11 protein-coding genes and 1 pseudogene are annotated in these 15193 nt (G+C 43.5%); 9 read left to right on the top strand and 3 right to left on the bottom strand.

The features are described from left to right. Positions 1-49 precede the first annotated feature (49 nt). Entirely contained in the window at positions 50-1078 is a 1029-nt protein-coding gene (locus tag AB4185_RS19310; protein ID WP_017065108.1) for an IS110 family transposase, read from the bottom strand. A 145-nt stretch (positions 1079-1223) separates the two neighbouring features. Between AB4185_RS19310 and AB4185_RS19305 the strand changes: the two genes are divergently transcribed. The 9 genes and pseudogenes from AB4185_RS19305 to AB4185_RS19265 all read left to right on the top strand — a co-directional run bounded on the left by AB4185_RS19305 (position 1224) and on the right by AB4185_RS19265 (position 12431). Further along, on the top strand, positions 1224-2360 hold the full coding sequence (locus AB4185_RS19305; protein WP_065584870.1) for an ISAs1 family transposase: 1137 nt from the start codon (positions 1224-1226) through the stop codon (positions 2358-2360). A gap of 187 nt (positions 2361-2547) precedes the next feature. Then, positions 2548-3327, top strand: coding sequence for a helix-turn-helix domain-containing protein (locus AB4185_RS19300; RefSeq protein WP_372135791.1), 780 nt, complete (start codon positions 2548-2550; stop codon positions 3325-3327). Between the two features lie 157 nt (positions 3328-3484). Further along, a complete protein-coding gene (locus AB4185_RS19295; protein WP_372135790.1) occupies positions 3485-4399 on the top strand; it encodes a helix-turn-helix transcriptional regulator in 915 nt (304 codons plus the stop codon). 139 nt (positions 4400-4538) lie between these two features. Beyond that, positions 4539-4907 (top strand): annotated as a pseudogene (locus tag AB4185_RS19290) (transposase); the annotation flags it as partial. Positions 4908-5475: 568 nt separating this feature from the next. Then, entirely contained in the window at positions 5476-7611 is a 2136-nt protein-coding gene (locus AB4185_RS19285) for an LruC domain-containing protein (protein ID WP_372135789.1), read from the top strand. A gap of 11 nt (positions 7612-7622) precedes the next feature. Continuing rightward, positions 7623-8258, top strand: coding sequence for a hypothetical protein (locus AB4185_RS19280; RefSeq protein WP_372135788.1), 636 nt, complete (start codon positions 7623-7625; stop codon positions 8256-8258). Between the two features lie 206 nt (positions 8259-8464). After that, positions 8465-8779, top strand: a complete 315-nt coding sequence (locus AB4185_RS19275) for a hypothetical protein (protein ID WP_017061706.1) — start codon at positions 8465-8467, stop codon at positions 8777-8779. 123 nt (positions 8780-8902) lie between these two features. Further along, complete coding sequence (locus tag AB4185_RS19270; RefSeq protein ID WP_372135787.1) at positions 8903-9751, top strand: sulfurtransferase; 849 nt, start codon at positions 8903-8905, stop codon at positions 9749-9751. A gap of 385 nt (positions 9752-10136) precedes the next feature. Beyond that, positions 10137-12431, top strand: a complete 2295-nt coding sequence (locus AB4185_RS19265) for a putative bifunctional diguanylate cyclase/phosphodiesterase (RefSeq protein ID WP_372135786.1) — start codon at positions 10137-10139, stop codon at positions 12429-12431. A gap of 95 nt (positions 12432-12526) precedes the next feature. Here the strand turns inward: AB4185_RS19265 and AB4185_RS19260 are convergent, their stop codons facing one another. Both AB4185_RS19260 and AB4185_RS19255 read right to left on the bottom strand, forming a co-directional pair. Continuing rightward, positions 12527-13897: a glycoside hydrolase family 18 protein gene (locus tag AB4185_RS19260; protein WP_372135785.1), complete on the bottom strand. Its 1371-nt coding sequence runs from the start codon at positions 13895-13897 to the stop codon at positions 12527-12529. Between the two features lie 172 nt (positions 13898-14069). Then, positions 14070-15074, bottom strand: a complete 1005-nt coding sequence (locus AB4185_RS19255; protein WP_017064428.1) for a sugar-binding transcriptional regulator — start codon at positions 15072-15074, stop codon at positions 14070-14072. Positions 15075-15193: the final 119 nt, after the last annotated feature.

Genomic DNA, 15193 nt, shown 5'->3' with positions numbered 1-15193 from the left:
TTTCCGGATTGGTATTACCTGTTTTCTCATTTCCACTTCATGCGCAATTTTAGATAGATAGTAATTCAGGATTATAGTGTTGCTGATTAGCCAATAAAGCCCATGCAATTCGAGCATTCCGATTAGCTAGTGCGACTATTGCAACATTCTTGTGTTTTCGTTTCAGTAAGTCATTCAACCAGCGGTGAGTATAAGTGGTTGGTTGTTGCTTTAAGTGCCCAAGAACAGCTCTTGCACCATGCACTAGTAGTCTTCGTAAATAGCCATCCCCCCGCTTGCTTATACCAAGCAATACTTGTTTGCCACCCGTTGAAAACTGCTTAGGTACAAGTCCAATCCATGCAGATACCTGCCGTCCATTATTAAAAGATGCGGGGTCACCTATACTTGCAACAAGTGCGGTGGCAGTTATAGGGCCAATTCCAGGGATCTCTGCGATTCTTTTAGAATCAACATTCGTACTGTGCCATTGTTCAATTTCTTTTGTTAACGCACTAATTCGTGAAGAAAGCTCATCAATTAGTTCTTTTAAATGAGTAACCACGCAGCGAATCGGTGGCGTCAAATTATTTTCAGCATCCTCTAAAACCAGAGGGAGCTGCTTGTTAAGTGATGCACTTCCTTTAGGAAAGACAAGACCAAACTCAGCCAGCAACCCACGTAATTGATTAGTTTGGCCAGTTTTCATTGAAACTAACCTTTCTCTAGCTTTGTGAACAGAAAGGATTGATTGCTGTTCAATCGATTTTATAGGTACGAAACGCATGTTAGGGCGAGTTACCGCTTCACAGATTGCTTCAGCATCAGCGGTATCGTTCTTATTTGATTTCACATAGGGCTTAACAAACTGCGGAGGCATAAGTTTAACGTCATGACCAAATTGCTTGAATACTCTTGCCCAATAATGAGCACTGGAGCAAGCTTCCATACCAACAAGACAAGGAGGCATATTGGTCAACGTTTCGGACAACTTCTTTCTGCTGATATTTTTCTTCAAAAGAACTTTGCCTGATGAATCTACTCCGTGAAGAGCAAAAGAAGATTTAGCTAAGTCGATACCTAAAGTTGCAATGGTCATGGTCTCTTCCTCATTTATGTTACCGACTATAAGTTTAGACGGTGGGTGGAAGTGTCCATATCATTAACAACGCCTTATAAATGGGAACTTTTGAATAAACGGGAGATCAGAGCAGCTAGTAATTCTCTATTGTAATGTTTTAAGTATGCCTGACTCTTTTCTCCAACATTTTGAAGCAATTGAAGACCCACGTATTGATCGATGTAAGCGACATGAACTTCTCGATATTATCTTTTTAGCCGTTAGTGCCGTCCTATCAGGAGCGGAAGGCTGGGAGCAAATTGAGGATTTTGGTTCTCATCGCTTAGATTGGCTCCGACGTTATCGCCCTTTCGAATACGGTATTCCACGGCATGACACCATCGCTCGCGTTATATGCCGTCTTAAGCCAGAAGAAATTGAGAGAGCGTTTCAAAGCTGGATGAGTTGTCTTATTGAGTCTACAGGGAGTGATGTCATTGCCATCGATGGTAAAACTGCTAGACGTTCTTTTGATACGCGTGAGAGGCGAAATCCACTCCATGCGGTCAGCGCATGGAGTCGTCAACATCAGCTCGTTCTTGGGCAAGTTGTGGTTGACGAGAAGAGCAACGAGGTAACCGCTATCCCAAGATTACTCACATTACTTGATATTGAGAACTGTATCATCACGCTGGACGCAATGGGATGTCAAAAAGACATCGCTAAACAGATAGTGAAAGGTAAAGCGGATTACGTATTAGCCTTAAAGGGCAATCACTCAGGAATGAAAGCTGAGCTTGAAGCTTGGTGGCATAAATCAATGCGAGAAGGCACCACTTCTGAGACGTATGATGAGTACAGTGAAGTTAGTGTAGGTCATGGACGCATTGAAACTCGTCAGTGTGAGCAGTTAATCGTTGATAGAAACTGGTTAGGAAAAGGTTATCGCTGGGATGGTTTACAGAGTGTAATCAAAGTGACCGCTATGGTTGAAGAAAAATTGAGTGGTAAAAAATCGGAGGAAACTCGATGGTATATCAGTTCATTACCCCTCAACGCGCAGCAAGCATTGGATGCAATAAGAAGCCACTGGCAAGTAGAAAGTATGCATTGGATGTTAGATGTAACGTTTAGAGAAGATGAATCGCGTATCCGTAGGGGCACCGGAGCCTTAGCTTTCAATGTATTGAGAAAAATCGCACTAAGTCTTTTCAAACAAGATAAAAGTAAAAACATCAGCATGGTAAGAAAGAAGAAGATAGCGGCTATTGATGACGAATATCGCTCAGCCCTTTTAAAGACTGGAATTAAAATGCTCTAGCCGTGATCATAAGGGAATGAATATACCAGTGATCATTGAAGATGCTTGATTTTCAATAGAATCAGGATCATGCTACGAACCATGAAAATTACACTGACTCCTCAACAGAAACTACAACTCGAACAATAGCGTCTATTATTATTGTTAATACAATAAATAAAGGGGGCGTAATTTGTTTGGAGAATACTTGAAAAAGTTAAGGCTCGAAAAAGGTCTCACCCAGAAAGGACTCAGCGCATACCTGAACTTAGCCAGCCCCGAGTTCGTAAGCATCGACTCGGTTTCAGTAAGCCGTTGGGAACGGGGCACCACAACGCCACACCCAGTGAGAGCAATCAAAATACTCCGCACCTTAACCAATGATTTGATGCCTTACTTGACATCACTTGAGTGGGAGGACGAAGAGGACATCATGAGCAGAATGGTGTATGAGCGATTTTATTCCACCAAGGCCGCCATCTATTCCGCCTCTTACTCACGCGTAGGCAACATATCAGCGCCCATCATCATTGAAAAAACGATAGACCCAGATGCAGATAAAACGTTCTTTGAGAGTATCCAACATTTTTTACACACTTCTCAGTCCGGTTACCCTGGTTTAGAAGCACTAGACCTCCATTATCTATACAAAACAAGAAAGCTGCTTTTAAACGTATATATTGATAAACAGAGCTTGGAAATTGTTGGCCACAATCTCGCGGTTTTCTTTGATAGCACAGAGTTAGACGCCACCTTCATCACCCCATATAGCACGCTGCCTTTTGACAAACTCAAACCCTATTCTAAAAATGCTCCACTCGCGATATGCAGCCTCAGCCGTTTCGCCACCAGTGAATCTGCCTTTGATATCGTGCATGCCAACTTTGTTCGTTTTATGGCGCCTCTACTATCACTATTTAAGCGGTCCTTTATTTTTGGATTATTTAGTGGAGATTGGGGCCGAAAAAGTAGGTTACGATACGCCTGACCCTTACGGTGCCGTAAAAATTGGCAGCCAAGCATTCAGGCATGGTTTATTAAAAATTGAAAGCGCCGTGATTTTATCTCGCCCTGAAATCGTACGGTTGCTCAACAAAAGCAGAATCAGCGAAGACACGAAAACCGATTGATTCGGAGGGTATCCTTTGTCATTACTATTTGCACAATACTTACAAGAAATGCGTAAGAAGCACAAGTTCACTCAGCAGCAAGCAATTGACCACTTGCTTGAGGTTGACATTGCGTTTGATAAATTAGACATCACTACTTACAGTCGGTGGGAAAGAGGTGTCACCGCCCCGAAACTGGCGAAACAGTTGATGATCATACGAGCCTTTGGAGGAGACATCACTGCCTTGATGCAAACAACGAAGGAAGACACAAAGCTTACATTAGAATTTGAGCGCGCCATTAACGACATTCACTACCCATACGTTATTGAAGAAAAGTTGCTCCCAGAGGTTCGTTCTCCTTCAGAGGCATCATCCCCCATCATGTCACGTGTTCTGTCTTTTACTGAACATTATTTGGGGTTAGAAGTCAGTCAGGAATTACTCAACAACCCCAATGTAATCCTATCGACCATAATAGATAAAACCGGACACCTAGTGGCGCACTCCCTATACAGCTTTGTGCCTGCCGACACACCAAATGAACAGTTAGAACCCGCTAACAGTCACACTTGTCCCTTCACTACAATAGAGAAAAGTCAGGGGCTACCATTAAGTTTCTACAATATATCAGGGTATGCATCACTACCAAGCCCACGTGTAGCTATGTTTATGAACACACTCGATATCATAAAAAAACACCCGGAAGTGAAATATCTAATCACGAACTGTCATAGGCATTCCGTATACAGTCTGTATGACGCGTCTGCAGAAGTGGAAATACTGAGTCGAGGAGAACGTCTTAAAGACGGAGGGGTAAAAGTATTTGGTAAATCTTACCGCTACGTGAGGATTAGAGTCACGGCAGAAAGCCTCCTTGCGTCCAAAGTGGTTTCTCCTCTACTCCCTGACACGACTCCACTCTTGGATGCGTTTAAACGTCAAACCTAAAAATATGCCAACAACCAGGGGGTTAGAGTTAGGCGGAGAAGGAAGTTTCCATACCAACCAACACTCAAGATCTCTACTCGATAAGGCTTGCTCTATAGTAAGTCTTTTGTAAACGCCCCGTGGGTTCATGGGGCGTTTACGTAAAATCATTGAGATATCAGGTGATGGCGCTTATGACACAAGGAATTGCCATGATGCCATACGGATAAAGCGAGCGGTTGCGCTTATCCCGCCACGAGAAGGCGCAGCCTTCTGGGAGGAAGGACATCCTCGCAATTTAGCAGTAGGTTGTCAGAAGCTATACGGCTCCAACAAGAAGTGGAAAAAGCGTTATGGCTATCATAAGCGCTCGCTATCAGAGACAGCAATGTATCGAGTGAAACAGTTGTTAGGTGGGAAATTAAGCCTGAGGAACTACAACGCTCAAGTTGGTGAGACTTACGCCATGATTAAAGCGCTGAACAAGCTTACAGGGCTTGGTATGCCTGAAACTCAGTATGTTGTTTAATAATTACTCAATTTTCGGGCAATTTGGTTTTCTGTCCGAATTACGCAACAAAGCCTCTTGAATGTATTGAATTTGTTGTGACTTCAGTGTACAAATTAGTGGAAACATCACTTCACGCTACCCCTTATTCCATATGGGTTTTTCATGATCTTGCCCTGGGGTATTCCCTTTATGAATCAAACTCAGATTGTGAATTGATTAACAAAGGAAAGAGTTTACCGTTTGGAGGAGTAAAGGTTTATGGCAAGCATTTTCGATATGTCAGAATAAAAGCTAACGCTGAAAGCATTTTAGCATCCAAAGTGGTCTCAGATATTGTTCCATTCACGAGTGAATACATACAGAGCCTATTAGACAATCACTCGTAATTACCGCCTAAGCTCTTGTATCCTTAGCTCTAATCAAATAGAAATATAAAGGCCTTTGGCTATTTGGATGGCACACTTTCATATTGACACTCAAATTGGAAACTGAACTCGATAAATAATAAAAACCCATTAAATCAAACACTTAAAACTGGCACGTAACTTGATTGAATATCTAGACCTTCCATCACAAGGATGTAGATATGAGAATTACAACGTTAAGTTTGCTATTAAGTGCCCCTCTAGTCGCCAACGCAGCGCCATTCGATACCTGCCCTAGTCAAGCATACCTCTTTCAGTCGAAACCCGTTGAAGTTTGGGGTGTAAACCTAGTAACAGGTTCAACCACTCTGTTAGAAGACGATACGGGTATGAATGCCAATATCAATGGTGTTGGTTTCGACTTTCAAGACAGATATATTTATGGCTATGACACCACCAACAAACGCTTGGTGCGCCTTGGACAGGATTTCCAAGCTGAAGTTATCAATACCAGTGGCTTACCAACCGATCACACTTTCTATGTCGGCGACGTCTATGACCATGTTTACTACTTGTATCGTACAGGTAAGGGACTATTTACTGTTGACCTCTCTCCTTTAGACTCTGATCCGAATGCGACCGTCACGGTCAACAAAATCGCAGGCAGCCCTGCAACTGTAAAACTGACTGATTTTGCTTTCCATCCAAGTGATGGCTCTTTATATGGTATCGACAATAACTCGGGTGGCTTGTACAGCTTCAACCCAACTACAGGTGCAGAAACCTATATTGGTGATACCGGAGAAACAGGGACGTTTGGCGCAGGTTATTTTGATGTAAACGGCTACTATTACGTATCTCGAAATCAAGACGGTAAAATTTACCGTATCAATCTGTCTCCAGACAACGCTGCCAATATCGCGGCAGGTATTGTTCCAGCCGTTGAATTTGTTTCGAATGGCCCAGCTTCTGGTCAAAACGATGGTGCTCGTTGTGCTAATGCACCTGTTGTTGATGAAGACTCAAACATCGACTTCGGTGATGCTCCAGACAGCTACCTAACGTTACTGGCGAGCAATGGCCCTCGACATGAACTCGATGGCATCACATGGTTAGGTACAACTCCTCCAGATGCGGATTTAGATGGTTATGTCACACCTCAATCAGATGAAACTGTCGGGGTGGATGATGAATGGGCAAACGGTGGTATCGGTTTTGTTACCGCACTTGAAGCAGGGCTTGATTCAAAAGTAGTAATTGAAGCTTCAACAACCGGTTACCTTTCAGCTTGGATAGACTGGAACCAAGATGGCAGTTTCGATGGCGCCAACGAGCAAGTATTTACCGATTACCTGTTAGATACGGGTGAAAACGATCTGTTCCTAAATGTTGATATCAACGCACTGACCGGTACTACCTGGGCTCGATTTAGATTCAGCCAACAAACCAACCTGAGCTACTTTGGCGGTTCTACCTCTGGTGAGGTGGTCGATATTCAAGTCGATGTTCTTAACGATGGTGCCACTGCTCGTTACTTCCCAAGTGCTTCTGGTTACGCAACGCTCGCGTACGAAGATAACTGGCCTTATAAAGCTGACTACGACATGAACGATGCTGTTCTTATGTATCGTATTACTGAAATCCTTAAAGATGGAAAAGTCGTTAAATCAACTATCGACGGCCGCCTAGCTGCTGTCGGGGCATCGTACAGAAATGGTTTTGCTGTTCGACTTCCTAACCTCGACCCGAGCTTGGTGAGTAGTGGCAGCTCTTACATGAAACACAACGGCGCATTCACTGACCTTGACCTAGAAGATGGACGTAGCGAAGCAATCTTTGTTATCGCCAATGACCTGACAGAAAAAATCAGCACTGGCTGTACCTTCTACCGCACCAGTAATGGATGTAAAGAAGATGAGCAGTTCTCGTTCCAAATTGGTATTACTTTAGCCGGTGACGGTGTGAGTACTGGCAGCTGGACCGATATGCCTTACGACCCGTTCATCTTCGCAACGCCTGGGTATTATCATGGTGAAAACCTACCTCTACATCCAGGACGCAGCTGGGAGGTTCACTTGCCAGACCAAGCTCCAACCGAAGCATTTGATACCACTAACCTCTTTGAAGCTGGTTTAGGCGTCGATGACAGTAATCCATCAACAGGTAAATACTTCAAAACAGTAGAAAACCACCCTTGGGCACTAATAGTGACTTCGGATGACGAATGGGAGTGGCCTTTAGAGTACGTCGATATTGTTACCGCTTACCCAGGGTTTAAAGAATACGCAGAATCCGGCGGTGAAACGAACCAAACATGGTACCAATCACCTGCAGACAACCAACGTTACGAACCATAAGGAGAGACGTTATGACTATTCACACTAAACAATATCGAGACAATCATTGCGTTGATTCAAGTCGCAATCTCTTTGAGGAAAAACGTATGTCTGTACAAAGCACTTGGAACATCAAGAAGTCACTAGCCGTTATTTTAGCTGCAGCGCCATTAGTATTATCCGGCTGTGGAGGCGGCGGCGGTGGGGGCGGAAGTACATCTACGGCATCACCATCTACACCCTCGACACCTGCAACTCCGTCGAATCCGGTAACAGCAACGACTCCGGTAACAGCAACACCATCGCCGTCTCCCGTGACAGGTGCGGTAGCAGCGCAAAGCTATACGATGAGTGATTTAGTGGTACCTGACGGCTTTGACTACAGCTCTGTTGAACAATTTGATCTCGACATCGACATCAGCAGCATTTCGACAGACCGTTCTTTTGTGACCGTTTATAGCCGCTTTAGTACAAGAGATGACTCAACCTTGAAGCCGGATTACTCCAGCAAGGTCATTGCGGGCCCACTAGATAACGGTGTGTTCGCCTCCAACTTTGCAGCACCAGTAAACCATGACGCACTCTTGATAGAGATTTGGTTTTACGATGGTCAACCTCCATTACAACAAGTGGTTTCTAGCGGCGACTCTCAGATTGTCTGGCAGTAAATTGTTTAACAGCAGGTAACTTGTCGTTAGCGAGATCTCTGACGAAACAGAGTCAAAATGGATTGTTTGTAAGTAGAAAGTGAGCAGAAATGCTCACTTTTTTATTTTCGTCGAGGAGCAGTTAATTCAGCTTTCTTAGCGAGTAGCATTCACTTTACCACCAACCTCACTTATATTTTCAACATAACCTTCAAAGACTTACTCTCATGAAACAGTTAAAAATAGGTCTATTTATCTTAATGTGTGGCGTAGGCGTGTTAGTTGCCCTTGCCTATTTCCCGCTAACATCAGAGACGGGGCAACGTATTCAAGCCAAAGTAATTTCGAACACGCTTACTCAATCCTTAGATGGGCACAGGCGTTATCTGACGGTTCAGACAAAAGATAATGACGTATTTCGGCTCTCTATTGCTCCTACCACAGACTGCCCTATTGATTCTGTGGTCGCGCTTGATACATTAAACAATCAAATAACCGGACAAAGCAGTTATCAGTTCATCCACTGTCGAGCTGCACAGTAGCCATCGATGCAACAACGGTATTCGTAAAGCAACTGTATTCGCAAAAGCAACAGTAATCGCTCTACCACTGTATTCGCTAAAACAGTAAGAATCGCTAAAACAACAAGAATGGATATAACAATAATGAATCAGCCACTCATCTCACCACAACAACTTCAACAACGTTTGCTAGCAGAAGACAATATCATCATCCTCGACGCCAGCATCGAGTTTCAAATTCCAAGCGAGTCAGAAAAGATCAAAGGACAAATGATTCCTGGTGCTATTTGTTTTGACTACGACAAAGACTTTTGTAACAAGCACACTCTGCTTCCTCACATGTTTCCGAGCGAAAAACACTTCAACACTCGCGCAAAAGAAATTGGCATCAATCAAGACAGTACGATTGTGGTTTACGATAACTCCGGAACCTTCGCTTCTCCTCGTGCGTGGTGGATGTTTATGGCAATGGGACACAACGACGTATTCATCTTAGATGGCGGTTTGCCAGCTTGGATCGAAGCCGGTTACGCGACCGAGACTGACTATCGCACCGAAGTAAAAGCGGGCAATTTTGAAGGCCATATTCAAGACAACTACTTTGTCAGTGCTCAGCAGATTGAAGGTTACTCAACTGACAAGAGCGCAAACATTGTAGATGCTCGTTCTCAAGCTCGTTTCGATTCAGAAGTTCCTGAACCACGTGAAGGCTTGCGTAGTGGCCATATACCGAATTCTATTTGCCTACCATTTGCCCAAGTACTCAAAAACGGCAAGTTAAAGTCCCAAGAAGAGCTTATTGATATCTTTTCAACGCTAGAATTAACGCCTTCTCAACCTATGTTCTTTAGCTGTGGCTCTGGCGTAACAGCTTGCATCATATTATTAGCCGCTAAACTCGCTGGCTATAACGGTGAAATGGGTGTTTACGATGGTTCATGGACGGAATGGGGTGCTAACGACAAACTCCCTATCGCCGTGACTAAAAAGTAATTCAACTTCGCTTAATGCAACTATTAGAATATACTGCGCATGCATAAAGAGCTTACTGATAATGATGGCTCCACGTCTCATGAAGTAAGCCTCTATGTCGCAGTTAACGCTATGTTCATTTGAGACCAAGACTCGATTCACGCCGTTTGATTTGTAACCCACATCAACTTGCTAACCATAATTCGTGATTAATCATAAACTAATCGTTATCGACGTTATGAATACTAATTTTTCACTCAAGAATCTCTGCTCGTAGTCGTTACACTATTTAACCATTAATACTTTCATCATTGATGTTTGTATTTTTCGTTGCATGAATCGCGCTGACAACCCAATAGTTTGTCACTTGCAGTCTGTTAAAAGTAGTAACCAACAAAGGCATCTCATGGCTCTATTTAAGCAAAATATCTGGTCGCTGTACGCGTTTGTCGTACTACTGACCCTGATACTTTTCGCCGCGTTGGGAATAACAAACTGGAAAGCAAACAGAGACGACTTCATAGAGCAGCAACACATTCAGGTTGAGCTTTTTTCTAGCTCCGTCAACTCGCTGCTGACCAGTCAAGAAGCCTTGTTAGAAGTGGTTGGCCATCAACTGGCTCAACAGTCTGATTTCACACGTACTGCATCTATCCAGATTAGGCCAATATTAGACAAGCTACTTGAGACCCACCCTGCGATAGCAGCGTTTGGCTTGTTGAACACCGACGGTGATTACCTCTCGATTAGCTCAAATCTCGAACTTGCGAATCAAAGGAACTTGCTGCAATACGCGCCAACCAGAGGCTCCTTCCTAGACGCCCTATCAAGCAGTAGCATGGTGCTTGGCCGTACCTATTTTCAAGATTCGTTGAATAGCTTAGTCATCCCGCTGAGAAAATCCATTTCAATCGATGGCAAGAAAACCGATGCAGTAATGACCGCAGGGCTACGATTAGACGCAACGATCGTATTTGAAAATAATGCTCACGCCGGAAGTTTCAATACACTAAGCCTGATCAGAAAAGACAGCTATCGCCAGTTTTATTCAAGTGATATTGAATCTGAGAGTGCCTATTCCTCTCCAGTCGGCAAAGATGTCATACAGCGTATTGCAAGTATCTTTACCGACTACTTCGGAATTAGCGTACAAGAAGCGATGAATGGGCAAGAAACCTATTCTTTTGTCGTCGACGATGAAGAGTACCACTCTTTGATGAGCGCGAAATACATCCCAAACTACAAATTATGGGTGGTAGGACGTACGGATCTAACTCACGTCGATAGTATATTCATACAAGAGTTCAGCATTCTTTTCGTTGCCTTTATTTTTCTTCAGTTTGGTTTCTACTTTTTGGTTAAGTCGATTGCCAAGAATGAACAACGGACTCGTAGCCAACTCATTTATCAGGCGAACCATGACCCTTTAACCTCTCTGCCAAACCGTTTGTACATGCGTAGAAACATTGGTAAATGGATTGACGATGAGTCAGAGCCGTTTTCGCTGTTGTTTATCGATATCGATAACTTTAAATGCGTCAATGACACCCACGGGCATGACTTTGGAGATAAGGTTCTCAAACAGATCGCTTTGCGTTTGATGAGGTTCCGATCTCGCCTCAGCCTATTGGTACGTGAATCCAGTGATGAGTTTTTGTTCTTGACGCCCTTGTCGAATGAAGCTGAAATTAAACGACTCGCCAAGCGCATTATTGAAGTGCTTTCTCAACCTTATGAAGTTGAAAGCGCTCAGTTTTTGTTAGGTTGCAGCATCGGCGTAGCGCGTTTCCCAGAACACGGAAAAGATCTGGATAGCCTGTTACGTTCTGCCGATATTTCAATGTACAAAGCGAAACAGCAGCAAAACTCGTACAGTATTTTCACAACGGAAATGCAAGATGCTCATCTCTACAAAATGAAAGTAGAACAAAGGCTACGCATCGCTATCGAGAAACAAACGCTGTTCATGGTTTTCCAACCGCTGGTTCGTGCAAATGAAAGTATTCATGGTGTAGAAGCACTCGTGCGCTGGATTGATGAGGAATTGGGTTTTGTTCCGCCAGATGTCTTTATACCGATAGCAGAGAACACGGGTTTAATGCAAAAACTGGGGACTTTTATTATTGAGTCCAGCATTATGCAGATCGCCCACTTGCACCGAACAACAGAACAAAAAATCGGGCTGTCGATCAACATATCAGTGCGTCAGTTTTCTCATCAATCCTTCTCTGAGCACTTGTTCGCGACACTAGAAAAGTATCAACTCTCTCCTAGCTGTGTAACGCTAGAAATTACCGAGAGCTTGTTCATTGAAGATGTGACTTTGGTGAAACCGACTTTTGAAGCCCTCAAAGAGAAGAATATAAAGATCTCTTTAGATGATTTCGGGACAGGTTATTCATCACTAAGTATGTTGAAAGCACTGCCTATCGATGAACTTAAAATCGATAAGAGCTTTATTGAGAACATTGCTGTCGATCAGCAGTCACTCACCATGGTGCAAAACATCATCGCAATCGGTAAGAACTTCGGCATGGTGGTATTAGCAGAAGGCGTAGAATCAAACGAACACTTCGCAATTCTAAAGGCATGTGGATGTGACTTAATGCAAGGCTATTACTTCTCTCGCCCTATTCCTTATGATGAGCTGGCTACTCACCTAAACAAGAAAGTGACCGAGCACGCGGAATGTTCTGTTTAAGAACGCGAGTTAAATAGACGAGCAAAATAAATAAGGTAGGCGGCTAAACACCTACCTTATTTTCTAGGTATTTTCTGTTCAGTTATTTATTCATTTCACTTTTTATTCATTTCACTATGCATAACATCGATCAACTGCCCGGAAGGATCTCCTGATAATTCCCAAGTAAAAATGCCGCCTAGGTCTGATTTCTTCGCCCATTCTGCCTTTGCTTTAATAGAACGCTGATCTTCAAAAGATATGAATACTTTTTTATCTGGGTTCCACAAATAAGGTGCTTGAGCTTGCTCATCATACTTATACTCATAACCTTGTTTACTGCTGTAGTTATTCATAAGATCCCAAAACATGAAGTAACCGTTTTCACCGGTACCAAACTGCGCCCCTTGTTCAGAAACTAGGTCACCTTTAGGCAGCTCTCCAGCAAAGTCTTTTGTCCCTTGCCAACCTCGACCATAAAAAGCCGCCCCGATCACGAGCTTCTCGCTAGGAATACCTTGCTCTATCATCTGATTAATGAAGACATCAGCTCCCATTCCCCACCAACTACGCTCGGTGGCATGTAAGTTTGTTGTGTGACCTGTTTGAGTTCCCCAGCCTCCGAGGAAGTCATACGTCATCGCAAACATGTTCGTCAGATATGGGCTAGCCGCGTTCCAGTCAATTTGAGCTGCCTTAGCACCAACACCGACAGCCGTTGAAAGCTCGTAATCTCTTTGAGTCGTCTTTGATAGAGCGTCCAAATCACTTCTGATTGTTTTTACTAAAAGAGTAAAAGCTTCACGCTCTAGCGCTTTTTGCTCATCCGTTAGTTTCGTCTCTGGGTTCCAAGGCGAAGTGGTTAAGCCGCCGCCTCCTGGGTATTCCCAATCAAGATCAATACCATCAAAGAAGTCGTATTTTTGGATCAATTCAACAGCAGTTTTTGAAAAGTGCGCAATGGCTTGAGGATCTTTCGCCATCGCATGGAAAGGTTCAGACATTGTCCACCCTCCAAATGAGGGCAAAATTTTGATATTTTGATTGTCGGCCTTCAGTTGAGCTAACTGGGCAAAGTGACCTTTATAGGCGACATCAACATCCACGTCTCCGAAATCGACTTCTAACGCAGCTTCTTTATCCACAATAATCGCGGTATATGGTTGTTTGTCTGCACATTGCTGCTTAATTTGTTTTTGAACTGGCTCACCAGCACCGCTATGAGGACCACACATGCTCAAGAAGGCGTAAATAATATGTGAGAGCTTGTCTGCAGGTATGTCGTCAACGGTATAAGGGTTGTCTTTATTCAGATATTGCCAATCCGCAAAATACCCTGCGACGACTTTATCATCGGCATGTACTGTAGGTGTGAGCATACAAGCCGTGGCTATTGAGCTAAGCCCAAAGATAGAAATAGATTTAAAGATAGAACTTGATTGGTCACTGTTGCTAGAAATAGCGTGTGTGATAAATGACAGTTTCATAATTATCTCCTTTAGTGTGGCTTAACATTAAAGAGTGATAATTCTTTCAACCGCTGAACAAATTCACTATTCGAGTCATGTCTAATAGTTATCCCCCTTATTGCACTGGTTTCATTAGGGGGATTTTCCATGATTACTCAAATAGTGAATTCAACGAAGCACAAATATCTTACTATTCACTGCCGTATGGTTTATTCACGCTAAGTTGTTCGTCCAAATTAAGTACCGTTAAAGCATTACTTACGCTGGTTGCGATCACGTCTACCACGCCGGTTCTTAGTGCACCTAACAAAGCGAGTGGTTTACTGTTCTCGGCTGCAATGGCAATGACTTCTGCAATTGGGCGGAATTCTTCCAAGGCCAAACCAATCACACGGTCACTCATTACTGTGTTTGCTGTTTTACCGTGAACATCGAAAAAGTCATAACCCGCAAAGTCACCGACGACTCCTTGCAATAAACGAGATTGAACGACCTCACCTGCGGTAAACCAACCTAAGTCGACCATATAGCTGTTTTCACTCATATCACCGATACCGACTAATGCAACATCGGCTTTTCGAGCGAGATCGAGTGTCTGCTTAACGGTGCTGTTTTCCATAAATGCGGTTTTTTGCGCTTTATTCTCGGCATAAGCCGGCGCGTATAAGGTTTCAGAAGATCCACCGTACTTTTTGGCTAGCTGCCTGCATATATGGTCGGCATTAAACATACCGCCTCTTGGGTGAATACCGCCGATACCACACACGAATTTACAGTCTCGTGGCGTAATTACGCCAGTGTGGTGAGCAACAGACGATACGTTTCGCCCTTGTCCTACTGTCACTACCATGCCGTTTTTCAGTGTACTGGTAAGGTAGTTAGACACTAAACCAGCAACCTGTAATCGTTGCTTCTCTTCATTTGGTTGGTCTAGTGCCACAAGCGCACGCTTTACACCAAATCGTTCGATCAAACGTTGCTCGATCTTCGCACTAAAGACGGGGTGATATTTCACGGTGATCTCAACAATGCCCTCATCTCGGGCTTGCTTGAGCATTCGACCAACCTTTGCACGGGAGATAGAGTACTTTTTAGATATCTCTTCTTGCGTGGCACCATCTTGATAATAAGCAACCGCTACTTCAGTGAGGAGATCAGTGTTTTCTTCGGAAACATCTTGGATATTCTTACTCATATACCACTCAACCAATATTTAACAATTATTTTACCTGCTTGAAGAACAAATGTTCGATGCTTAAGCAAGTGATACACAAGTTTACACCCCGAACATATGTAACAGCAAGGTACATTTGC

Source organism: Vibrio sp. 10N.286.48.F5, from assembly GCF_041469785.1.
In the GTDB taxonomy this organism is placed as follows: Bacteria; Pseudomonadota; Gammaproteobacteria; order Enterobacterales; family Vibrionaceae; genus Vibrio; species Vibrio crassostreae_C.
This window is presented reverse-complemented; position numbering and strand designations above follow the sequence as displayed.

What these genes read in the sequence shown, in the direction of transcription:
- AB4185_RS19310 (WP_017065108.1), bottom strand. Translation starts at nt 1,078, where the DNA reads ATGACCATTGCAACTTTAGGTATCGACTTAGCTAAATCTTCTTTTGCT.
- AB4185_RS19305 (WP_065584870.1), top strand. Translation starts at nt 1,224, where the DNA reads ATGCCTGACTCTTTTCTCCAACATTTTGAAGCAATTGAAGACCCACGT.
- AB4185_RS19285 (WP_372135789.1), top strand. Translation starts at nt 5,476, where the DNA reads ATGAGAATTACAACGTTAAGTTTGCTATTAAGTGCCCCTCTAGTCGCC.
- AB4185_RS19280 (WP_372135788.1), top strand. Translation starts at nt 7,623, where the DNA reads ATGACTATTCACACTAAACAATATCGAGACAATCATTGCGTTGATTCA.
- AB4185_RS19275 (WP_017061706.1), top strand. Translation starts at nt 8,465, where the DNA reads ATGAAACAGTTAAAAATAGGTCTATTTATCTTAATGTGTGGCGTAGGC.
- AB4185_RS19270 (WP_372135787.1), top strand. Translation starts at nt 8,903, where the DNA reads ATGAATCAGCCACTCATCTCACCACAACAACTTCAACAACGTTTGCTA.
- AB4185_RS19265 (WP_372135786.1), top strand. Translation starts at nt 10,137, where the DNA reads ATGGCTCTATTTAAGCAAAATATCTGGTCGCTGTACGCGTTTGTCGTA.
- AB4185_RS19260 (WP_372135785.1), bottom strand. Translation starts at nt 13,897, where the DNA reads ATGAAACTGTCATTTATCACACACGCTATTTCTAGCAACAGTGACCAA.
- AB4185_RS19255 (WP_017064428.1), bottom strand. Translation starts at nt 15,074, where the DNA reads ATGAGTAAGAATATCCAAGATGTTTCCGAAGAAAACACTGATCTCCTC.